Consider the following 24,223-nt stretch of genomic DNA (forward strand, 5'->3'; position numbering starts at 1 on the left):
TATACGATTTGATTATTTTTTACGTTATGGTGTATGGAACTCGCTTTAATCATGTACTTGTGTGAGAATGATTCTCATGCTCGTTTCATTCTATTTCGATTACATACTTGTCGAGTATTCCTTCCATTTTTTTCACGATCCCCGGGCAGGCTGTTCTCATATCGTGTAGCTCTGAACGGTCGTGCTTGAGATTGTAAAGCTCATCTTGCTTGTTCTCGTGAGCTGGAATAAACTTCCAGTCTCCATACCGGATGGCAATCTCTCCATTATTGTTTTGAGTAAGGATATATTCTTTGTATGGCCCGGCGGTCTCATGGAAAAATAATTCCGATGCATCTCGACTATCCTTCCTGTTTTTAGAGGATAAATGAATTTCAAGCATCCGTGCGAATGTAGCAAGCATATCCAAATAAGTAAAGGGTTGCTCTTGCGTAAATCCTTTTTTCACACGAGCCGGCCAGGAGCAGATAAACGGGACTCTTGTTCCCCCTTCGTAGAGTGAGTATTTCGCACCCCTGAGTTGATTATACGGATCATGTCCGTTTAGATTTTCGAGGGCACCGTCGTCGTATCCCTCTTTCACCATCGGGCCGTTATCGCTGGTTATTATTAAAATTGTATTTTCGTATAATCCTTTATCTTTAAGCGCCTTCACCAGTTGATCGATGCAATCGTCGAACTCTTCAATTACATCACCATAAATGCCTGCTTCTGATTTCCCCCTGAACCGTTTGGAGGGTATCCGGGGTTCGTGGGCATTATGCGGCGCGTAGTATAAAAAGAAGGGGTTGTCTCTGTTTTTCTCTATAAAATCAATTGTTCTTGCAAGTAGATGCTCCGCCATCTTTTCATCATCCCATCGGGCATCCTCCCCACCACTCATGTATCCTATCCGGCTTACTCCATTTATAATAGTGCCATTATGGTATCCGGTCAGCTCATTCATTATCAATAATTCGGGATGCTCCTTTCCGGTAGGGTCCTCGCTGATATTCTGGCTGTAGGATATCCGGATAGGCTGATCTGCTCGCAGGTTCACGACCTGATTATTTTCGATATATATACAGGGTACGCGATCGTTGGTCGCGGGGAAGTAATAAGCATAATCGAAGCCGATGGATAATGGACCATGTTCAATGGGTGCATTAAAATCCACTTCATTGCCTTTACTACCCAGCCCCAAGTGCCATTTGCCCACTAATCCCGTTGTATACCCCGCGTCTTTAAACATCTTAGGCAATGTATACGCATTTTCATCGATAGAGAGGTGGGCGTTGGCGGGCAATATGCTAACCCCTTCGCGCCAAGCATACGTACCGGTTAGCAGCGCATAGCGCGACGGGCTGCTGGTAGCCGCGGGCGCATAGGCTTGATTAAAACGCACGCCCTGTTTGGCCACCTCATCGATTGCCGGTGTTTTAATCCGGGTGGCCCCGTAGCACCCTAAATCCCCGTAGCCAATATCATCGGCCATCACAAAAATAACGTTCGGCAACGGTTGCTTAAAATTATTCAGCGCCGATGCATCCCCCAAGCTTAACGACATACCCGGGATAAGGGACCATATCCATCTCGTCATAATTCACTATTTAAATAATGCATGTATTCCGTGGCAGCCAATAGAAAAGCCCCCGTGCCATACACCTCCGTATCATCAAACCCCACCTTCTTCGGGTCGGCGCCTATCGCCTGTACAAATCCTACCTTACCATCTTCATGTACGATGGACTGTAAAGCCTTCCATCCTTTTATCGCTATCGGCAAGTATTTCTCCTTATCCAGATATCCCCGGTTTATTCCCCAAAAAAGGCTATAGGTAAAGAATCCCGACGCACTTGATTCAGGCATGGGATAGGCAACAGTATCTAATAAAGAGGGATGCCAGAATCCTTGTTTGTCCTGTAACAGAGCAATCTTCTCCATCATCTCCCGGAATAAAGTTATATAGAAATCGCGGGAAGGATAATCTTCGGGAAGATGGTCAATAATAATAGCCAACCCTCCGGTCACCCACCCGTTTCCACGTCCCCAAAAGACTTTCTCCCCGTTCTCTTCACGCATGTTTATGTAGCGGGTATCCCGGAAGAAGAGCCTGTCGGACTTGGAATAAAGGCTGTCATAGGTAACCCGGAATTCTTTGTCCATAAAATCAAAATACTTGTTATCTCCGGTTATTTTCCCAACACGCGCGAAAGAGGTGGGTGCCATAAACAGCGCGTCACACCAACACCAGCGGGAATGGGAACCTTCGGCATAATAGTCAAGGCTCGCCGTCGAAGGATACTCGATGAGAGAGGCCAATACCCGAGTCGACTCGCTAATCATCCAGGGATCTTTGAACTTCTCGTACAACATGGTATAGGGTTGTATGATGCACAGGTCATCGGCGAAATAGGGACTAGGACCGACCTTCCAGCTATTTTTATTGGCTACGGTGTGCAAGAAATCCCAGTACTTTTGATCACCCGTTAGTTTGGCACACTCCGCTAGCCCCACGTACATGGTAGCGTTTGTCCAAGCCCAGTATGCATGGGAATTGGGCCATCGTGATCCCTTTTGTACCTGGCTCTCAAAATTTATTAACTGCCAGTCGGCTACTTTCCTGATTATTTTCAGGGTTGAAATGCTATTATATCCCTTCCATTGATGATTGTCAAAGAAATAATCAAGGATGAGTTCTTTCACCACAGCATGTCCCTTGGCATTCGGATGGTTGCTTTGGCTCATAAATGCATTCAACTCTTCACCATCCTTCTTCTTTTGTTTGAAGGCGGCATAACTATCTACCAATCCCGTCCCGTATTTTACCGAGAGATCACGAATCTGTTTACTGTATTGCTCCAACGGAGAATTGTCATCCAGCATATTTTCCGTTAAATCCGGAGTGGGAGTCATCAGGATTACTTTAATGCCTTGTCTTTGCGCCTCTTTTATCATTTCTTCCCAGGCCTGGCGGGATCTTTCCAGACCAATTCCTCTGTCATTCAATGCATAATCAATAAATAAGACATCAGGGTTATGGCAAAGTACATCCTGTTTGAACCGTTTTGCTCCCTGTTCAGCATTCTCTCCTCCAATAGCTGTGGTTATTGAATTGACCACCGCATAGGGATAGATCTCCTTTACCGCTTCCAGTACCTGTTGCGGATAGGCCTGCATTGTCCTTACATAGGGTGTATTGAAATAACCGGATGGAACGCTGTGTCCGTGAAATACCAGATTTATGGTTTTGTTGTGGGGCCATTTTTTTTGCATCTCCTGTCGAATATCTTCCAGATAATCCTGTGGCTGTGCCGTTTTCGCCGTTATACCCAAGGAAAACAAAACAGATATGAATAAAAGAATATGTTTCATTATTATATTTTATAGATCAATCGATGATACTTCCCCACCATGTAGCATTGGGTTCCCAATCCGGGGATAATTGTTTTTCCCGTATCTCACTCTGTCTCTTCAGGGTTTGCTCCTGTTGCTGTTTCCTGAATGCCGTTTCTTTACGGGGATCATAAAGAGGATCAACTACAGGCAGTTTGGCATCCACTTTTTTCATCCAGCGAAATAGATTCTTTTTCAATTCTTTCACCTTCTGCGGGTAATATGGGTTCAGGAACTCGTTTTCGCTTTCGTCCAGTTGCAGATTGTATAATTCACACCTTTCATCTTCATGATAGTAAATCAGTTTCCAATCTCCTTTTCTGATTACGGATGAAGGCTCGCCTCCCTGGTTTGCATAGTGGGGAAAATGCCAGTATAATTCCCTTTCGACCTTTTCCGGTCGATTGTTTTCAATAACCCGACGGATACTTATACCATCCATATGTTGTTTCGGAACGGATTTAATACCCGCATAATCGAGGATCGTAGGGTAAATATCCATTCCGATTACCGGTTTATCACAGGAAATACCGGCGGCTATCTCCGGTGAGTACCGGATGATAAAAGGTACCCGCAGGCCTCCTTCCCATTGTCTGCCCTTCCCTCCCCGCAGTGGCAGGTTGGAGGTAGAATAATTATCTCCCGAGGACACACCGCCATTGTCGCTGGTGAAAATGATGATCGTATTGTCGTCAATCCCTGAATCCTTGAGTTGCTGCAATACAACCCCCACTGCATCGTCCATCTGCCGGATAAGCCCTGCATAGACAGGATTATCCTGATGCTGCCTTACCGGAAGAGTCCGGTCAATGGCAAAACCCTCTGCCGATATACCATTTTTTTCAGCCTTGTCCCTGAAATAGCTCCATCGTTCTTTTGTTGTCTGTATGGGGCTATGCACGGCATAAAAAGACAGATAAGCGAAAAATGGTTTTTCCCTCTCTGTTTCCGTATGATTCTTGATGAAATCACTTGTTTCTTTTGCCAGCCGCATAGAGAGATTCTCCCCGGCTGGCCCATCGGTTAATTTAGGATTATCATATGGAGAAAAGTATCCGCCATGCGGACTGCCGGAATCCCATCCTCCAATATTGATATCAAATCCGTGTATCTCCGGCGTCGATTGTTCATCACCCAGATGCCATTTGCCCGCCATAAAAGTCGTGTAGTTTGCTTCTTTCAATTTCTCCGGTAAAGTCAGTTCATCCGCTGAAAGCCGCCAATTATAATCCGGCGGAAGCATTTTGGTATGCCTGTTCATTTTTCTCCATTCTTCGCCCGATGCTTCGCCTATCCATGTGGTGATCCCATGTCGTGCAGGAGTTTTACCAGTAAGGATACTGGCCCGTGAAGGGCTTGAAACCTGGCAAGCCGCGTAAGCATTAGTAAACACTGCTCCTTTTGCTGCAATACCATCTATGTTGGGAGTTTCGTAATAGTCGCTTCCCGTACAGTGCAAGTCTTTCCATCCCAGGTCATCGGCCAGAATGATTAACACATTTGGTTGTTTTTTCCCGGTTACGCCATATAATGAAAGCGGCAACAGGGCTGCTCCCGACAGTATTGAAAACACTGCTTTACTATTCATAACTACTCATCTAATCAAGTTAATATCAATTATCATAACGTCACGCCATGTTTACAAAACAGCAATTCCACCCACTCTATTCCTTCAAGTATTCCAATAAGCTATGAAATAATGCTTTCACCTCCGGTTCGTTACTGCAAGCGAATAAGTCGGATGAACAGACCAGTGCTTTGCTTCCGGGAAGTTGATAAATCAGTCCAAGTTTATGGTTACGGTCGAAATTATCAATTACCTGTACAATAGGGAAATAATCAGCCGGCATATCGTCAAGTATTATTGGCCGTGAATTTTTCACGATATGCCACCATTGCCAATTCGTATGCGAATCGGTAGGGAAAGAGTTGAATATCCTATGTCCGGGATTTTCAACCAATAATCCTAAAGTACCGGGCGAAGGTTCAATACCCAGACTTTCGGCTACGCCTTTAAATACTTTGAAATTCCAGAAATCGCTGATAAATAAACCGCCTACTGATCGCTCACGGATATCTTTTTCCATAGGGATATATAAAACCGGGCTATCCGCTTTATATAATTTTTCAAAAAGTTTTTTATCACGGGTAACAGTTACCCCATTAAAATTGGCTTCGGCTATTGTCGTTGCATTATAGTCTGGATATACCCAGATATCCCATAAGTTCTGATAATCCGTTTCTTTCAAAGCCACCTGAAGTTTCATTTTTCCCGGTTCCCGGATATTGTTTAACGGAATATCCAAAGTTACCAGAGAGTGTAACTGTCCCTGAGAAATAACCGGGCAGAAGATATCTTTACTGTAAACAGCTTCACCGGACTCGGTGGATAAGGTACAGGAAACTGTCTTACCCGTTATATCAGCCTGTCCGTAATGGGCGATCTGTATCTCTGCAGTAAATACTTCATCCCTGTTCCAGCAGTATTTCGGGAAGCGTGCCAACGGTACGACATCCGTACAGGACTCAGTCCATTTTTCCTGTGAAATAACACCTTTGGATTCCATGAAAGCATCAAGGATACCCACAAGGGCAGTTCCCTGACCGGGGTAATCCTGTAAATCGAGTAGCTGGAAACCACCAAAACAGGGTGTACGCAATGCCATTTCTATCTCTTCCTTGTAACACAAGGCGGCCAGTGCACCGGAAGCTTTTAAGAAAGCGCTTGCCTGTCCGCCCATTCCTGTCTGTTCCAACCGGTTTTTGAATACCATGAAATTCAAAGGGCGCAGGACGCCTGTATATTTACTGGTTTCCTCAAAATTGGGAAATATCTGGTATTGCCCTGTTTCATGCCCGATGGCAGGCTTACCCAACTTTTGATTGGCAGAGGAAAAATCACGCAATGCATTCGGGACAAGACAATTAATTATCCCGCCCTTGTCGGAATCGGCAAAGGAGAAAGAACCCCGCAAGTCAGTACTATTATCCGGAGCGGCTTTACCATGCCGCATGGCCACAAAGAAATCTTCCAATGGATGTGTTTGAGGATTCCAGTAATGATTGTTTGTTCCCAGCGCATAAAGACGGCGCTGATCCGCCTCTTTTAACTCTCTTATGACACTTGCCATTATCGCGGTATCTCCCTCCAGTTCATTTCCCAGACTAAACATAACGAAGGAAGGATGGTTACCATATTCCTCTATAATGCGGCGCCCTTCCTGCTTCATATAGGATATAAGGACGGTATCCGTCTCACGGTAAGTCCCCCATAAGGGTAACTCCGGTTGCAGGAACACACCTGCTTCATCGGCGGCGATAAAAGCGGCCTTAGGTGGCGTCCATGAATGATACCGCACATGATTAAGGCCATAAGAGCGAATGGTGGAAAAATATCTTCTCCAGTCATCTATCTCCATACTTGCATATCCGGTAAGCGGAAAAATCCCACATTCGTTTTTACCCCGCAGGAAAACTGTCCTGCCATTGTTCACGAATTGTGTTCCCCGCGTTGTAAAATTCCTGATCCCGCTACGAACGGTCTTTGAATCATTTCCCCGGATCTCTATCTGAAACGTATAGAGAGTGGGCGTATATTCATCCCACAAGGCAGGATCAGGAATGTTTATCTCCATTGGGTATTCCGAGTCACCCGGGATCACATTGAGTAACATTTCTTTTTGTGAAACGATTTTATCCTTCTCATCTTTAACTGTGATCCTGATTTCCTCGTTCTCCAAAGGAGTTTTGGTATGATTGACGAGGGAGATCCGAACCGTACTGTGTCCATCGACTGAAGTATCAATCCGTAGTTGCCGGATAGATATATCAGGCAATACTCTCAGATAGAAATCACCCAAGATACCGTTCCAATTGGTTTGCGTATGTGCTGAATAGGCATGTGAGCCCCCAAGCGGCAGCAGGCTTTTGGTATTATCTATCTTTATGGCAATTTGATTTTTACCCGCTCTGAATAATGAGTCGATCCTGTAAACATGGGGTGTGGAAACACTATTCTGACTACCCACCGGTTTCCCGTTAATGTACACCTCCGATACTTTCGTGCGTTCCATATACAGTTCTACCGGACGATTCTCCCATGATGAAGGTATCATCACTTCTTTTTCATACCAGGCAGCTCCCTGGTAACCATATGTTTCACTCAGCATATTGGTAGCAGAATCTGTTGGTTCATAACCTACGTTATTTTCAGCAAGAGAGCCCGGAAGAATGACTTTATAATGCACCGAGTCAATCCTTACAGTCCATTCGCCGGATAGGTCTATCCGGGTTTCCGGTTGTGAGCAGGAAACCATCCACCCTATAAAACCAATCGATAACAGAATATTCTTCATTTCAACATCTTTTTCCAGTTACCCGAATAATATGCTTTATCCAGTTGTATTTTCATCTCATTGTCTCCACGGAGTTGTGCAAGATGACTCAAATCCTTATAAATATAAAAATTGAGCCAGAATCCATAACTGTATCTTTCAAACTGAGTACGCGGTTGTTTCCAGAAGGCATACCATGAGGTATTAAGCCGGTATTTCCCCGCTACTTCTATTGCCTGTTGGGCACGTTGCCATATATCATCGGTACAGGTATCGAATAAGGCACGCATATCCTCGTATTTCATATTTGCAGTATCATAAATTACTCCCCTGTCATCAATACCCAGTTCAATGAGAGAGATGCATTCTTCGAACTTGCCGTCACCATCAAGGTCATATTCAACAAGATCAAAGAAACCGTTATCATCAGTATCTGAGTACCTGACTGTCGCCCATGATTCAGGGTCGGGATAGAGACGTTGCTCCACGTGACGTGAGTCGTATAACCCGCCGTATCCCTGAAAATAGGAAGCATTCTGGTCTATCCGCCATGCACCCCATTCGGCGCCATACAGGTGAATACGCCCATCTATAGGCGACAGGTATAATTTTCCTTTCCCGGAATTATCCTCATCAAATTCACCCCTGTCTCCAATGGCGTCCGACTGTTTATGGCTATCGAGTCCACCTTTGGCTGCACCCACCTTGAACAGGTCATAAGGATAATAGAGTTCCACCCGTTCCCAGCGGTTACAATCATCATCTTCATCAAAAACAAACCAACAGTAATCCCATTCACCCTCTTTAAAGGTCATATCATACGCCACCTTTTCATCCGGATAAATGAGTTCTTCCATTTGTCTCCAACGTGGGTCATACATATATTTATCGGCTTCGGGCAATCCTCTCAGATTTTTAAAAGCATGTACCTGGTCGGCATACTCAAAACCCTTTCCGGCAAAATGAATCGTCATATCGAGATCAAACTCGTTTCCTTGTCCATTGTCATTATCCATATCCCATGCAATGCTTGCCCATGTGATTCGTTGGCTGTACAGAATATCATGTGCCGGATCGATCTCTTCGAATTTTTTATCTTCCGGTTTGTCCGGTCGGGGTCTGACATAAGGAACATCCATCAACCGGAGAGCCATTTCAGTCAGATTATCTCCGTCATAATCATAAAAAATAAACGGATTTTCGCAATTGAAACGGGGGTCTGCCACTCTGAAACTGGAGTTATGTCCCTTTAGCAGCAAAGTATTTCCATGATAGTCCTGATAAAAGTTAGCATGCCCGTTCCGTTCCCAACAAAGGGGAAGAAGTTTGTTCCAATCAATAAAGGTCTTGATATCGTCTTTCTCTATATCTATTACGATAATAAAGTCGGATTTATAATCGGGACTGTAACGGATATCTTCTTTCCCGTTATAAATAACAATTTGCATATCGGCAATACCGTCATCGTCAGTATCCACCCAGTCAATGGACAAATCCTCCGGTCCACCAAAAATCCCGTCTCTATTCAAGTCTATCAGTAAACAATCATTATCCGTATCACCCTCCGTATCGCCATATCGCATGTCACCATCATCATCGATCCACATTACCGGAATACTATCCAATATAAATGTACGGATAATATCCGGCGTACCATCACCTGTGAGGTCTTCGTAGGTAATGGCTGCTTTATCCGTTACCAAAGGGAACCTCCATGGAGTTAACTTGGTATGCTCGTTCCAATATTTTTGCTGGGCATACAAGCCGTATGCCGATAAAACAGCGAAAAGCGATAATAATAACAATTTATTGAGATAATACTTCATGGCTGAATAAACAGTCTATCAATCATTTCAAATGTCAGCACCTCTTCAGGTGAGAATTCCCCGGAATTCATATAATGAACCATACTGTAATACATCTGGCGCGCAACCGGGCTTTTATCCATCATGTCGTTGAATGCAATGGTAGTTGCCAAAAGTTTCCCTTTTCCCACTTTTGCTTCAAATATAAGGCCTATTTTCCGGTTATTGTTCCAATCAGGAATAATTTGTACCAACGGTCTGAATGCATAAGGCGTATGATCCAGTACGACCGGCTTTGAATTCCTTACCAGATCGAACCATTGCCAGTTGGAATGGAATTCGGTAGGAAAGTGCCTGAATAAGGCATGCTGCGGATCACATAATATACCCAGCAGATTGGGCGGGGTACCCGACCAGACCGCATTCCACGATATGCCTGAGAAACCGGGCGACACGTTGGAATTTACTTTTGCCGTGTCGGCCAGCAACAATACATTGCCTCCTTTGTCAAGATGCGCTTTTGCTTTTTTATCCCATTGCCGGATCACCAATACATTTTTCGGGGTTACATCGGGAAGTGTCTGAGGATATACCCATATCTTCCATTTATTGGATATATCTGTACCATCGATTTTTATTATCACTATCAAATCAGTCGCTTCCCTGATATCTGCAAACGGGATGGATATCTCCCCTATATCGGTAACAGGGCCTATGGGTATGTGGATACCGGTGAAACTTCCCTGGTTATACATCCGTCCATCGGGGTACCGGAGCGTCCATGTGACTGTCGCATCTTTGAAGTCTTTTTTCAGGAAATTGGTTACCTGAGCTTTCGCCGTAAAAGTTTCCGCATTGGTCCATGTGAGCTTTTCAACACGAAGAAGGAGCAAACAAGGATTCTGGATATCGCTGAATTCCTTGGCAGTCACATATGGTTTAGGGTCATAGAAAACATCCACAACACCTACCGGTGAAGTGCCTTGTCCGGGAAAATCGTTCAACTGTAACAGGTGATAACCTCCAAAACCGGGTGTACGAAAATAAGATTCAAACTCCTCTTTTTTCTGTATTACCTGAAATTTACCGGAGGCGACATGGAAATCGTATGCCTGGTCGAGCATATTCTTATTCCTGAGGTCTTCACGGAAGAGTTCGTAATTGTACGGTTTTAATACCCCTACATATTTGCTAACCTGCTCAAAATCCGGATAAGCGCACCATTGCCCGATCTCATGGGTGATCATCGGGATAGTGAATTTGCTTACATAATCGGAATAATCATACAAAGTATTTAACGGTTGCGCGTTGAACCGGCCTTTCAACCCTTCCTGCCAGCGTTGGGGACGGGCCCCGTAGAATTCGTAAAAGTCACTTCCTTCCACAGTGGGATATCCCGACGCCGCCACATAAAGATGCCTCGGATCGGTTTTCCATTGTTTCAGCATCTCCTGAAGGAAAGGCACGCATCCTTTGCCTACAAGTTCATTTCCCTCACAGAAGAAAGCAAAGGAAGGATGATTCCCATACGCTTTAAATATCCTGCGAGCTTCGGCAAAATAAAACTGGTTAGTAGCTTCGTCCTCTCCTACGGTAAAGCGCCAGTCCGGATTTTCCACCTGCAGGTAGAGACCTAACTCGTCGGCCGCAATGAAAGCGGCTTCCGGAGGACACCATGAATGAAAACGTATGCAATTAAGTCCATACTCCTTATAAACAGTAAGCACTCGTTTCCATTCGGAATAATCCATAGGAGGATAACCGGTAAGGGGAAACTCGCAGGAATTCACCGCCCCACGCATAAAAGCGGGAATATCATTGACGATAAACTGGGTTCCCTGCGTAGCAAGATCGCGGACACCAAACCTTACTGTTTTCTCATCATAATAGCCTTTATCGGGTATTGTAACGGCATATTCCAGTTTATAAAGGTATGGATCGAACTCATCCCATGTGTACCATTGTACACCGGGATCATACCGGTGGGTAAGCGTGATCACCGAATCATTTCCTTCGAACGGAACAATAACCTCCGGAAACGATTGTTTGACGGGTGTATTGACGGAATGGCAGATGATGTGTACCTCCCCTTTCACCGGTTGGCCGGTACGGTTCGATATCCCGGCTGTAATATCCAGTTTATTGTCTTTGCGTTGCGGGTAAACCTGTAAGTCGGTAATATGCACTTTATCGAACGCCTGAATTTCCATACGTCCGATGATCCCGTTCCAGTTAGTCTGGGTTTCGGCGCTTATGGCATGGGTATAAGCTATATCATAAATCAGACTGTTGTCCACACGGATACGTACGCTGTTTTTTGCCCCGGCCTTTATATAAGGCGTAATATCGTATGTATGGGGAGCAGAGAGGCTTTCCTCCCGCCCTACCTTATGGCCGTTTATCCAGACCTGTGTTTCCCAATGAGCCCGTTCAAGAAAGAGAAACATTTGCTTGTCTTTCCATCCCTCGGGAATAAAGATATTGTCTTTTTCATACCATGCTGCCCCGCTATATTCAAAGAGACGGGTCAGCCGGATGGAAGTCATATCCTGTGTCTTGTAACCTTTGCCGGCCTGGTCTGTTGAACCGGGCAATACTATTGTTTCGGGGAACTTACTCACAAAATTACTGCCCTTGACAGGAATACTGACGTTCATCGGGTCGAGCTTGAAGTTCCATATACCTGCTACGGAAATAGGTGCTTCGGTTCGTTTTGCGTTTTGTACCGGCTGTGCTTTTATGAGACAGCTACCGGTTATAAACAGTATGAGTAAAAGATATCTGGACATTTCGGTTTGTATTTATGAATTATAAAATCTGTGGTAACTTACTGTATATCACCTATAAATGTGACCACTGTTTTTGGAGCAATGACAATTTCATCCGGAGTAACTTCCGCCCCTTTTTCAAGATTCGAGTTCTCCGAAGTAGTATATGGAATAAGTTTCCCGTTCTTTAATTTTCCATTCAACTCAAGTTTATATGTACGTTCCGTATTGCTTGTATTAATGGCAACAACAACCAGTTTCCTGGTATCGGTATCTTTATAGGCGCTTATCATCACATCGTTGGATGCCTGTACCGGATTTTGTCCATCAACATGGATCCTTTTCATGCCGGGACGAATAAAGAAAGAGTAATTTCCAAAAGCCCATAATAGTTTGGAATCGCGGACAAACCCATCCTGTTTACAATATTCCGGCGACATGCTTCCATTACTTGCCCCGTCGTCCAGATAAATAAGTCCATCCTTGTAATTGGCTCTGGTAAGGGCAGTCCACCATTGCCAGGACGATGCATTGGCCACCACCAGGTCATTATGAATAATACGCGCTACGAACAGGGCGGTTTTCATCCCCAGATCACGCTGATTACCCGTACCGCCCGGTATCTCACTCTCTCCGGGTTGTTCCAGGATACAATATTCTGTTTGCCAGTATTTCAGTCCCGGGTATTGCTTAATCCGGGCATCCAGCTTCTGACGATGTTCCACCTGGCTGGCAACCGGCCATACTGAGAAATAACTATGACCGGTTATCACTTTTTCAACATTGGGTAATGACGCAATACTCAGTGTAGAGGCAGGACTCCAGAATTCTTCAATCTGATTGTCGCGCATTTCATTATTTACCATTCCATACAGGTAATTAATCGCACCTGCTTCTCCCAATGCAATAGTAGTGGATAAACCACGTTCTTTTAACCTTTCGGATAAAAGGGAAGTGAGTTCAAATAATTCACGGTTAGTAGCAGGCGTCCCTTCCTGACTGGATTTGCCATTATTGCCCGCCATCCATTCCCATTGCGGTTCATTTACCGGACTCAGGTAATTAAACGTCACTCCTTCTTTCTCTTGCAGGTTTTCAATACAATCCACCAGAAATTCAGCATAATCCGGCATCATACCTTCTTTGATATTCATTTTCTGCTTTTGGGGTGAGAAAGCTTTACCGTTAATTGTCATGTGTACGGGCGGACTGATGGTAAAAGCCAGGTATTTTTCCACTCCCCGCTCACGGGCGGCCTGTAAGAACCAGCGCTGTCCTTCCTGTTTATTCCAATTGTAGGTCCCGTCCGGAGACTGGAAACATTCGCCCCTACGCCATTCATCAGATATATCGCTTTCGGAACCTTGTTCCATACTTCCGGCTCCAAGATAGAACCGCCAGATAGACAATCCGATCCCTTTTGGGTTTCCCTTCTCGTCGGTTTCCTTACTGAACAATAAATCTGCAATCCTGTTTTTCTTCTCCTCGGGCCAGTATTTGCCTACCATCTGGCAGCGCCATGCATCGGAAGCGCCAAAACCGTCGATAGTTTGTAACTCCTGCTCCGGATCAATTTTCATTATGCGCGTTTCGGAGGGAACAGAAGGGGAAGGGATATCCACCTTTGATCCACAAGCCAGAAAAGGAACGGCCAACCCTACCACAATATTACCTATACACCTCATTTTCATATGATTAAAAATTATTGATTTAAGTTTCGTAAGCCGTATGATTGCAATTAAAGCATTGAGTTGCTTACATTTCAAACTTACATGGGAAACTTAAGTTATTGATTTTTCTATTCTTACTACATTCTACCAAAAAAACTCCATTTTAAGTGGCTGATCAATAAGCCTGTATAATAATACTTCCAAACTATGCTTGGCCGATTCCATATTTCTGCTTTCTGTTCCCATCTTTTCTTCCAGTTGCACCAGTTGCTCAATAAAATCTCCTTTTCTCTGCATATAATGCAAATTATGTAGGACCATCAATACTAAATCAGGGTCGGAACCTGAAAGATATTTTTCCAATACCTCCCGGGCTTCCGGACTTTTATTCATATCATATAGTGTTGATGCCAGAAATATCTGCACCGGAGGGTAAGGATCAAACAGATGGTGTAAAATCTGTATTATTTCTATTTCATCAAAAGAGGGCTGGCTTTTTAAACCTATAGCTGCCCAAAGCCTCGCGACCTTATCAGGACTATTCAGAAGCCTAATCTGCTCATTTTTACTTTTTGCATCTCTGAACCCGGCATATTTAGCAGCTTCCCAGATACTATTAAAATCATAGTCATCAAGGAGTCGGTACTCATAAGGTGTAAAGTTGTCACCCAGTTTTTTAAGTTCATATTCCGTATTGAATAACACATCCTTACTATCAACAATGTTCTTTTCAAGGGCACGTCTCATTTGATCCAGTTCTTCTCTATAAGCCGGGTCATTGCTCAGATCATGCATTTCCCACGGGTCGGCTGATAAATCATAGAGGTACTCGGCCTTTCTTGGCTCCATTACGATGGCTTCTTTATCAGATAGTTTTCCTGAGTTATAATCATTTACAATAAGCTGGCTGATTGACCCATATATGAAATAATGGATCCATCTGAGCTGTGGTGAATACGGTGTAAAATGCCTGGTGTACAAAAGATTGTTTTTAATAACCGTACGATCCAGATTGAATGAATTCTCACATCCGTCATTAGAAATGAAAAGATATTCTTTGGCTTCTTCCCGTTGACTCCCCAAAAAGGCCCTGCCGTCGAAATATTCAGGAATATCAACGTCAGCCAGACTTAATATGGTAGGAGCCAGATCTGCAAAATCTATTTGTTCATCGGTAACAATTCCTTCTGTACCCCATGGCGACAAGTGTTTATAAGTTTCCGGAAACCAAACGACAAAAGGGACTTTGTATCCCTGCCCTATTCCATTTGATTTTCCCCGTGGCATTCCTTCGCCATGGTCGGCATAAAAGAAGATAATGGTGTTATCCATCAGCCCATCTTTCCGAATGCGGTCCAGTATTTGTCCGATTTTATAGTCAGCAAGAGAAACACCGTTATACACGCGTGCCAGTTGCTTTCGCATCTCCGGCGTATCCTTATAAAATGGAGGCATCTGAAAATCATTGTCATCCACTGCAAGCGAATCAGGTAGTAAATCCAATACCTGTTTTTCATACATATGATACGGATTGGTCATCGTTCTTGACTGATGAGAATCCGCAAAATTGAACACGGAAAAAAAGGGTTGACCCGGCTTTTTGTTCCACCATCCTGCGGTTGCTGAACTTTCATTCCATGAATCGGTTATAATCCTTTTTGCATCAGAAGTATTATAATCGGTTTTGGAATTATTGGAGGTATAATATCCTGCTTGTTTTAAATAATAAGGGAACCCTTTAATAAAATCGGGAATAGGAAAACTACTCCGATGATTCCCTGTTCCCATTTTATAAGCTTTGACTCCGGTAATAATAGTGCTACGGCTGGGCGAACTCACTGTACCGGTACTGTATGCATTGGAAAACCGTACTCCGCCGGAAGCCAATTGATCAATATTCGGTGTATTTACCGCTGAATTCCCATAACAACCAATATATTGAGGAGAAGTATCTTCGATCACAAGCCACAAAATATTGGGTTTGCTATCTTTTTGGGCATAAATAGCTGGATTTTTAAAGAAAAGTATTGATAAGAAAATCAAAAATCTGGAGAACATATTATAAAGTACTAACTACACCTATTCTACAAAAAATATTTGTTATTCAACTCTCGCATATTGTATGATTGACTTCACTGGGAGCGTATGGGAAAGGTCAGTCTGTTATTATTCTATACAACCTACCATAAATTTCTTACATCCTACAGCTTCGCTGTACATAAAAACAGGGAGCAAACGGTGGGAACCTTGCCCCCTGTTTTACAATTATTACCGGTATTACCGGCCTGACAGTATCATTCTACAATTCATTGCTTCTTTACAATCCTAAGCCTGTAGGTAATCAAATCGTAGGTAGCGTACCAGTCGGTATTACCGGTAAGCGTAATACCATAGTTAGCACCGTTATTGGATGCACCTACCGGTTTGATCATGGATACCAGATCGCCGTATGTATCTCTCATATTGGCACGCGCAGCCGGTAGCCGAAACCATCCCGTATTACCCACCAGCGAGGCTTTGGGCGCCTGGAAATTGATATTTACACCCCCTGCCGTACGAAAATGGCCGCTATAGATAAAATTATGATCGGCTTCTTTATATAAGCTGGTATTGTTCTCTATTTCAGCCCATCCGGAAGTCCCTACGACAGCGCCACCGGAGATAATAGCCAGATAGGGGTATGGATTGGATGCAGAGAAACCGGGGAACAGGGCAGGATTGGCAAAATCGGGATTCGTTGCGGCCAGAGGAGTTGCTTTAACCGTTTTGGCAGACATATCCACCGTAATCGTATAATAGCCTTTTTGCGAAACAGGCAGTTTGAACTCGGCAGCCTGAAGGTTGGCCGTCAGGTCTTCCTGTGATCCTGCGGCAAGAGCCACGACATTCGTACCGTCCAACGTATATTTGATACCCCTCGGAGATTGATTGAACGGTCTGTCGGCACCCATGAACGCAATGAAGCGAATGTTCTCATCGTTATCATTACGATAATAGTAATTCAACTGAAAGAGGTTATTTCCTATCTTCTGCATAGGCACAAGCGTACCTACACCCCATGCGTCAGCCGAAGCATAGGCGTCAAAACCCTGCCCGCTCACTTCACCGTCGTTTTTTGCATCCGAAAGATACAATCTATCCATCATGCCTACTGTCAGATTACCACCGGTAACCGCCTGGTTTCCGGCTTTATCGGTAGCGCGTATCATAAATTGGTATTCACCCACCGTGCCGCCCGGTATTTCGAGATCTTTAGCATAATTGTATGAAAATTTTTCCTCTTCAGTAGTGGGATTCCAGGTATCTTCCACTTCAAAATACTGGCCTTTGACGTTTTCACCCCATACCTTGAAGTATATATCCGCCATTTCCACATCTTCCGTTATCAATGCATCCACACTTAACGGTATGGGTACATCTGCAAGGCCGTAGAAGTGATTGACAGTCGGCGCCTGGACAGTGATAACAGGCGGCAGGAGATCCGGAGAATAACCTTCGATCTGATTCGTTGCCGACAGGTCGGTGACAGGAATTTTCACACGCAAGATACCTTTTGCCGCATTCCTGACTACTATCTCTACTTCATGTTTAGTCCGGTTTGCATCTTTGGTCACTAAAAACGTGTCCTGAAGGATAAATTCTTTTCCCGAAAGGTTTACCGATTTATCAATATTCCACTCGCTAACAGACATTTGCAGCGATTCCAATGCTTCTTTGTCTTTGATAACAGCATCAATTGCAAGTTTGTACTCCGGCCCTATCCACAGGTATTCAGCCGAATAGTTTTCAAGTACCGGGATATCCGGCGCTTCGTCAGCAACAAAAATAATCTTATCGGTGCAAGCGCCCCAACCAAGGACAAAAACAGTTATAAATATGAATAATATTCTTTGCATAACCATTACAGATTAATTTTTAACTAATTAATTAATAGACGTTCACCATCCCGGATTCTGTGTAATGGAACCTTTCAGGGTCTCGGCTTCGGGAATGGGATAGAGATACATATGTGCCTTAAAGATGCGGTCTTCTTTTTTTATAACGAGATAATCAAAAGTGTTATCTTGTCTTTTTGTTATCTGCATTGCCATCAGAGGGAGATTTTCGGTCTGTTCTGCTATCTTCCAACGGCGTACATCGAAGAAACGCCGTTCCTCGAAAGCGAGTTCTACACGCCGTTCGTTGCGGATACGCTCACGCATTTCGGCTTGTGTCAATCCGGGAGGCAATATTGGCATATTTACTCCGGCGCGCTGTCTGACCGCATCCACAGCCGACTTGGCATTCATTGACATACCGCGCTTCTCTTCCGGTCCGTAAGCTTCGTTCATCGCTTCAGCAAAGTTGAGCAACACTTCGGCATACCTGAAAATAATCCATGAGTGGACGCTTGCCTGATTTTGCGTCAGGTTCAGGTTTTCGTTGACATATTTCTTGAGGTAATAACCAGTGGTGGAAGCTTTCAATTTGTCTGTTCCATCGATACCCCCGATCCAGCATTCGACGTTGCGTCCTTTGAACGAGGAGTTATTGACTATTATCGACATGGTAAGTCTGGGATCCCTTCCCTCATAGGGTCTTTGAGGATCATAACCCGAACCGGGCTGTTCGATATACTTGCCTGTACTTCGCATCTCATAGGCATCGACGAGATTCTGTGAAGGCGATGTAGTAGCCTGCCCACCCTGGTCGTATCCTATGGGATAGTTATATTTCTCGAAAGTATTTTCGTTCCATCGTTGCACGGCAAACAACACTTCGGGATTACTATCCGAACCATTCCCGAGATTGAACAGACCGCGATAGTTATTATGCAGGGAGAACTTCCCCGATGCGATGATAGCATGCGCAGCTTCGGCGGCCCTACTCCATCGTTCCAGATCATTCGAAGGATTATGAAGAGGACTTGCCGCATACAGCAGCGCCTGGGCTTTAAGAGCCTGTGCTGCCGCTTTGGTAGCCCGTCCCCGCCATTTATTACCATCGAAATCTACCCATGTATCTCTCAGGAGAGGCATTATTTCGTCGCACTCCGTAACTATAAAATCGATACAATCATCAAAATCATCCCTTGTTATTTTGAGAAGCGTCGCTTCATCGTCGATCACCTGCTTCATGATAGGTATGTCCCCATAGCGTTTTGCCAATTCAAAATGATACAAAGCTCTCAAAAAGCGGGTTTCTGCTCTTAACCATTCTATATCCCTGACCTGGTATCTGTAATTTTCGGCATTGGCAGTGATAGTCGTGTCGCGGAAAAGAATCGTCTTATAGCCGGTCGATCCTTCAAGAAAAAGATTGGCGCGACGGATGGCCGTATAGAACGTACTCCAGCAATCATCAGGGTTCAAAGAGGAACTCCACGTTCCGGCGTTGAAATGCTGGACAGAGGAATTGACGTCGGCATGGTCGGCTTCATCGCATGCGGAGGCAAGCATGGCCGAACTGATCCTGTTGAAACCGAAATTGAACAAAGTAGCATACACGCCATAGCCTGCATTGCTCATCCGTGAATAATTGACAAAGACATCTTCTTCCTGGTATTTTGTCTCAATAGCAGTTTCCATAAAATCGCTGCATCCCGCCAGCAGACAAAGGGAAAACAGGAGTATTGAATATTGTAATATCTTCATAGAATAATAATTTTGATTGTTGCTTAAAAATCTAAAGTTACGCCAAGCGAAAAGGTCTTCAATGTAGGATATCCGACACTCAATGTTTCAGGATCCACGTCGGCGTCTAAATTATCCAATGTGAAGAGGTTCAGGGTGCTGAGATATACCCGGAATTTCTCTATCCTGGCCCTTTGCAAAGCTTTTCCTGCATAAGTCCATCCTATTTCAGCATTTCGTAGTCTCAACAGGGAAATATTACGCACCCAGAAATCGGACGAGCGATAATTGTTGGCATTGGCTTGTACACCAAGTCTCGGAGCAGCCGCACGGTCTGCCGTTTCGGGCGTCCATCGCCGCTCAGTTGTCCATTTAGATATATTATAATCATTGATAAAAGGCCAGAACATATAACCACTGAGATAGACACTGCGATTTGTATTACCATCGAACAGAAATTCCACATCAAAACCTTTCCAAGAAGCGCCAAGATTGGCGGAATAAGAGATCTCAGGCACGCTCGGATGGCCTATGGCCACTTCGTCGTTTATATCAATGATGCCGTCGTCATTCTGGTCTTTGTATTTGAGATCACCGGGGCGAACGTTGGAAAAAGTCTGTAGCGGACTGTTTTCAATATCCGTATTATCGCGGAAAAAGCCTATTGCCTCAAGGCCAAATCGCTGACCCAGGGGGCGTCCCTGCGTATATCTCGCCTGTTCCTTATGGGGCGTCTCATAACTTGCAATAATTTTAGTACGTGACATTGAACCACCCAAACCGGCAAAATAGCCTACTTCACCGATTTTGTCGGTATATCGTACAGATACTTCAACGCCTTGATTACGGGTCTTACCTTTGTTTTGCATAGTGGAAAAATTGACCCCCGAAAAACTTGGCATAGTGTTGGTAACATTCACGAGAATATCATACCTGTTTTCAAGATAGAAATCAGCTGCCAGCGAGAGACGGTTATTGAGAAAAACGGCGTCGATGCCTGCGTTATACACCATGGCTTTCTCCCATGTAAACCGCGGATCAGCAAGTGCCAATTGTACCAATGCGCCATAGTAAGTTACACCTGTACCGAAGTAATAACCCTGGCTTGAGGCTGTTCCCCAATACTGGTTATAGGCGAAGCGTTCTGCTCCTTTATCGTTACCAAGAAGCCCTGCCGATCCCCTTATTTTAAGGAAATTGATGTGGTCTGTTTCGGGCATAAAGTCTTCGTTCGATAAAACCCATCCAAGCGACAGAGCAGGAAAAAGTCCGAACCTATGGCCTTTCTTGTAGTTGTCCGTACCGCTGTAAGAGAATGATAACTCGGCAAGATACTTGCGGTCGAAGGCATAGCTAAACCGTCCCAGCAGGTTTTGCTTGGCATAGACAGATTGTTCGCCAAATGTCGAATAAGAATCCTGTTTATGCATCACCAACAGGTTAAGGTCATGACGATCAAAATTTTTCTCGTATTCAACACCGGCATGTATTCCCATCCTGTTTGTTTCCCCGTCGTTACCGGTGGACACCACCAAATCCGTATCCGTACCCCTCCTGACGTAATAGAGAGAGTCTTCTCCTGTTTGTGAAACTGTTCTTACCGGCTCATAATAAGCATAGCTCTTGGTCTTATTATAACCGCTTTGATAATTACTGCTCAATGCAATACCTCCAAAAACACCCAATCCATCGGTAAAAGGCAGTTTATATTTTGCCGTAACAATTCCTTGCACATTCCGCGAATGCCGAGAGCCATAACCCTCTTCGAGCAAACTACCTATAGGGTTATCGGGATAATTGGCGGTTCCGGTAATTTGTCCGCCGGGGGTACGTACAGGATAAAGATTAGGCGCATAAGTAGCCATATGTTGCCAGAAAGTAGCGGTTCCGGTGTTAGGAAACATACGGTCTTCGATGCGGCCACCGAGGTTAAGCGCAAAAGAGAGATTGGAAGATACATCTATATCTACGTTTGCACGGAAATTGATCCTCTGAAAGCTGATGTTGGAATTATTCTTTCCGTCGGTATGCGCATACAGGCCGTTGCTTCCCATATATCCCGCCATGACATAATAACGTGAAAAATTATTACCTCCTGAAAATGATAGCGTATAATCCTGCAAATCAGATGTTTTAGACAACACTTCATTATACCAGTTCACATCGGGGTAATAATACGGGTCGGCACCGCTCTGGTACCCCTCCAGGTCTTTCTCGGTATAAAGAGGCGACATGCCATCATTCTGCAATGCCTCATTATAAAGTCTTGCATAGTTGTAAGAGTTCTCGAATTGAGGCAGATATGTGGGTGTTTGCAGGCCATATCTTGCCTTAAAGGATATTTTCAATTTTCTGTCAGTCTTACTGCCTCTTTTGGTCGTAATGAGCAAAGCCCCGTTAGCGCCGCTGATACCATGTACCGCCAAAGCAGCAGCATCTTTGAGATATGTTACGGACTCTATTTCTTCAGCGGTAAGTTGATTAAAGCCGTCAGTCTCAAATCCATCGACAAGTATAATAAACGAATTACTGCGCATTGAATGGGGACCGCGCAGATAAAGCGTAGCCTCGTCATAACCCGGCTCGCCATCGGTCTGAATAGTTGTCATACCGCTGAATCGCCCGAAAAACGCATTACTCAAAGTCGCAACATGTGATTTGCGCAAATCTCCACCACTTACTTCCGATAATGACGAAGTAGCCCGTACCCTGTCCTGCTGTCCGAAACTAATGTTCAGCAATGTACTGTCGGGATGCTCGGCATACAGCCCTGTATTAATTATCAGAAAAATAATGAAAGCAGCCAGTCGGTTAATATTATTTTCTTTCATACGATTATTACTATATTATTAGTGGATTATTAAATCTTACCATCCGGGATTTTGTGTTATATATCCCAGATCGACTTCTTGCTGCCTGAACGGATAGAGATACATTTTATCATCCCAGACGCGGCTCGAGATCTGTTCCAACTTATAGGTCGGCTCCGGTTTGGTGTCATACAATTTGAGGGTATAAATCCTGCCTTTCATCACCCCCTCCTCGCTCGCCGTCTTCCAGCGGCGCAGGTCGAAATAGCGGTGCTGCTCAAATGCAAATTCAACGGCTCGTTCCCGACGGATGATTTTTCTCATATCCTCTTGATTTGTATATCTTACATCAGGCATATCCACCCTGCGCCGTACTTGGTTTACAGCCCATTCTATCTCGGTCGGACTACCGTTTATCTCATTGAGGGCCTCTGCGTAATTAAGATAAAACTCAGCCAACCGGAACGTTATCCACCGCGGAGCCGGGCTGTTCTGAGTTACTCCTTTTACGAACTTACGCATGAAACCCACTCCACGTATATCCTTTAATTGTAGCGTATTCGTTTCATAAAAGTGATATACCGTACCGGAACCTCTCGACCACTCGGTACCGGACTGGAAAACAGAAGCCTGAAAACGCGGCTCCAGTTCACCGAGTTTCTTTTGGTACTGTGAGTACGGGTATGCAACCCCCTCTACTTCATCCCATACCTGGTCCGTTCCGTCTTTTTTCTGATAAAATTTGGTGAAATTAAACGTTATGGCATGGTTTGACGGGTTGTTCTGACCCTGCGGGATTATCTGCCCCGGCAACATGAACAGACAAAAATAACCACCCGCATTCTGCATTAACCCGGCGCTCAATATCACTTCAGGACAAGTATGATTGATAAATATTTCTTCATATCGATCCACCGGATTGTCAAAACCGTCGTACAGCCGGCACCATCCACTCTCGCCGGAAGCCCAGTCAAGCACGGCTTTATTGGCTTGCACAGCCAGTTGCCATCTGTTCTGATCATACGACGGATAGCCTATCAATTCACGGAGAACAGGATCGCTTACAGGCACGTATGTTTTGCCTTCCGGATCGTTGAAGAGAGGGCTCGCTGCATATAGCAATACCCGGGCTTTCAAAGCCAGTGCGGCACCTTTGACAATACGTCCGAGATACTTTGTATCCTCATACACATTGGGCAGGAACTTGGCCGCTTCTTCACATTCGGAAACAATAAAATCTACGGTTTGGGCATATGTCGAACGAGGTATTTTTACGCCTTCCACATCATTGATAGAACTGACCGACAAAACGCGGTCTACTATTGATATACCGCCGAGACGCTGCATAAGGTCGAAGTGCATTAAAGCCCTGAGAAACCGCGCTTCCGCTTTCATACTGTTCTTTTCGCTTTCAGGAAAAGGCGATTTATCCACATTTTCAATAAAAATATTTGCATTCCGGATACCCTGGTAGGTTATATGCGACATAAATTCCAATCCCCAACTGCCGGGGTCGATCGTCGCCGCATTCCAGGTCCCCGTATGAAAATAGCGTGGTATGGCGGGATAAGTTCCCTCTACTTCAAGTTCGTCTGTTGCTACCGAAACAAGGGAACCGCTCGCCCCATAGTGATAAAAACGGGGATCGGTACTGCTCCAGAAATGATTGAATTCATAGATGGAAGCAGTACTATACACATTCCACAAAAATTGCTCTGTCCGTATGGTCGAATTGAAAACGCTATCTACAGTAATATCGCTACTGATAGGTTTTTCCAAAAAATCTTCGCAGGAAAAAAACACTGTCGAGAAGATCAAACAACTGATAAATATTATATATTTCTTCATA

12 protein-coding genes are annotated in these 24,223 nt (G+C 44.5%); all 12 read right to left on the reverse strand.

Annotation, left to right across the window (positions count from 1 at the left end):
• Window positions 1–85: 85 nt before the first annotated feature.
• The 12 genes from PSM36_RS10145 to PSM36_RS10200 all read right to left on the reverse strand — a co-directional run bounded on the left by PSM36_RS10145 (window position 86) and on the right by PSM36_RS10200 (window position 24,222).
• On the reverse strand, window positions 86–1,579 hold the full coding sequence (locus PSM36_RS10145) for a sulfatase-like hydrolase/transferase (protein ID WP_076930803.1): 1,494 nt from the start codon (window positions 1,577–1,579) through the stop codon (window positions 86–88).
• The gene (locus PSM36_RS10150) at window positions 1,576–3,354 is read right to left on the reverse strand and encodes a glycoside hydrolase family 88 protein (RefSeq protein ID WP_076930804.1); all 1,779 of its coding nucleotides are present in this window, start codon (window positions 3,352–3,354) and stop codon (window positions 1,576–1,578) included. Before PSM36_RS10150 ends, PSM36_RS10145 begins: the two co-directional genes overlap by 4 nt.
• Window positions 3,355–3,370: 16 nt before the next feature.
• Window positions 3,371–4,963, reverse strand: a complete 1,593-nt coding sequence (locus PSM36_RS10155) for a sulfatase (protein ID WP_076930805.1) — start codon at window positions 4,961–4,963, stop codon at window positions 3,371–3,373.
• Between the two features lie 76 nt (window positions 4,964–5,039).
• Window positions 5,040–7,730: a glycoside hydrolase family 2 gene (locus PSM36_RS10160; protein ID WP_076930806.1), complete on the reverse strand. Its 2,691-nt coding sequence runs from the start codon at window positions 7,728–7,730 to the stop codon at window positions 5,040–5,042.
• Window positions 7,727–9,535 carry a hypothetical protein gene (locus tag PSM36_RS10165; RefSeq protein ID WP_076930807.1) on the reverse strand — a complete coding sequence of 603 codons (1,809 nt, stop codon included), beginning with the start codon at window positions 9,533–9,535 and terminating at the stop codon, window positions 7,727–7,729. Before PSM36_RS10165 ends, PSM36_RS10160 begins: the two co-directional genes overlap by 4 nt.
• Window positions 9,532–12,303, reverse strand: coding sequence for a sugar-binding domain-containing protein (locus PSM36_RS10170; protein WP_083711010.1), 2,772 nt, complete (start codon window positions 12,301–12,303; stop codon window positions 9,532–9,534). Before PSM36_RS10170 ends, PSM36_RS10165 begins: the two co-directional genes overlap by 4 nt.
• A 38-nt stretch (window positions 12,304–12,341) precedes the next feature.
• Window positions 12,342–13,973, reverse strand: a complete 1,632-nt coding sequence (locus tag PSM36_RS10175) for a glycoside hydrolase (protein ID WP_232001412.1) — start codon at window positions 13,971–13,973, stop codon at window positions 12,342–12,344.
• Window positions 13,974–14,096: 123 nt separating this feature from the next.
• The gene (locus PSM36_RS10180) at window positions 14,097–15,914 is read right to left on the reverse strand and encodes a sulfatase family protein (protein WP_161947565.1); all 1,818 of its coding nucleotides are present in this window, start codon (window positions 15,912–15,914) and stop codon (window positions 14,097–14,099) included.
• A 344-nt stretch (window positions 15,915–16,258) separates the two neighbouring features.
• A complete protein-coding gene (locus PSM36_RS10185) occupies window positions 16,259–17,848 on the reverse strand; it encodes a hypothetical protein (RefSeq protein WP_154671008.1) in 1,590 nt (529 codons plus the stop codon).
• A 42-nt stretch (window positions 17,849–17,890) separates the two neighbouring features.
• Entirely contained in the window at window positions 17,891–19,585 is a 1,695-nt protein-coding gene (locus tag PSM36_RS10190) for a RagB/SusD family nutrient uptake outer membrane protein (protein ID WP_076930810.1), read from the reverse strand.
• Window positions 19,586–19,608: 23 nt separating this feature from the next.
• Complete coding sequence (locus PSM36_RS10195; protein WP_076930811.1) at window positions 19,609–22,395, reverse strand: SusC/RagA family TonB-linked outer membrane protein; 2,787 nt, start codon at window positions 22,393–22,395, stop codon at window positions 19,609–19,611.
• Between the two features lie 36 nt (window positions 22,396–22,431).
• Window positions 22,432–24,222 (reverse strand): RagB/SusD family nutrient uptake outer membrane protein, encoded by a 1,791-nt coding sequence (locus PSM36_RS10200; RefSeq protein WP_076930812.1) that lies wholly within the window; start codon window positions 24,220–24,222, stop codon window positions 22,432–22,434.
• Between the last annotated feature and the right edge of the window lies 1 nt (window position 24,223).

This window comes from Proteiniphilum saccharofermentans, assembly GCF_900095135.1.
In the GTDB taxonomy this organism is placed as follows: Bacteria; Bacteroidota; Bacteroidia; order Bacteroidales; family Dysgonomonadaceae; genus Proteiniphilum; species Proteiniphilum saccharofermentans.

What these genes read in the sequence shown, in the direction of transcription:
- PSM36_RS10145 (WP_076930803.1), bottom strand. Translation starts at nt 1,579, where the DNA reads ATGACGAGATGGATATGGTCCCTTATCCCGGGTATGTCGTTAAGCTTG.
- PSM36_RS10150 (WP_076930804.1), bottom strand. Translation starts at nt 3,354, where the DNA reads ATGAAACATATTCTTTTATTCATATCTGTTTTGTTTTCCTTGGGTATA.
- PSM36_RS10155 (WP_076930805.1), bottom strand. Translation starts at nt 4,963, where the DNA reads ATGAATAGTAAAGCAGTGTTTTCAATACTGTCGGGAGCAGCCCTGTTG.
- PSM36_RS10160 (WP_076930806.1), bottom strand. Translation starts at nt 7,730, where the DNA reads ATGAAGAATATTCTGTTATCGATTGGTTTTATAGGGTGGATGGTTTCC.
- PSM36_RS10165 (WP_076930807.1), bottom strand. Translation starts at nt 9,535, where the DNA reads ATGAAGTATTATCTCAATAAATTGTTATTATTATCGCTTTTCGCTGTT.
- PSM36_RS10170 (WP_083711010.1), bottom strand. Translation starts at nt 12,303, where the DNA reads ATGTCCAGATATCTTTTACTCATACTGTTTATAACCGGTAGCTGTCTC.
- PSM36_RS10175 (WP_232001412.1), bottom strand. Translation starts at nt 13,973, where the DNA reads ATGAAAATGAGGTGTATAGGTAATATTGTGGTAGGGTTGGCCGTTCCT.
- PSM36_RS10185 (WP_154671008.1), bottom strand. Translation starts at nt 17,848, where the DNA reads ATGCAAAGAATATTATTCATATTTATAACTGTTTTTGTCCTTGGTTGG.
- PSM36_RS10190 (WP_076930810.1), bottom strand. Translation starts at nt 19,585, where the DNA reads ATGAAGATATTACAATATTCAATACTCCTGTTTTCCCTTTGTCTGCTG.
- PSM36_RS10195 (WP_076930811.1), bottom strand. Translation starts at nt 22,395, where the DNA reads ATGAAAGAAAATAATATTAACCGACTGGCTGCTTTCATTATTTTTCTG.
- PSM36_RS10200 (WP_076930812.1), bottom strand. Translation starts at nt 24,222, where the DNA reads ATGAAGAAATATATAATATTTATCAGTTGTTTGATCTTCTCGACAGTG.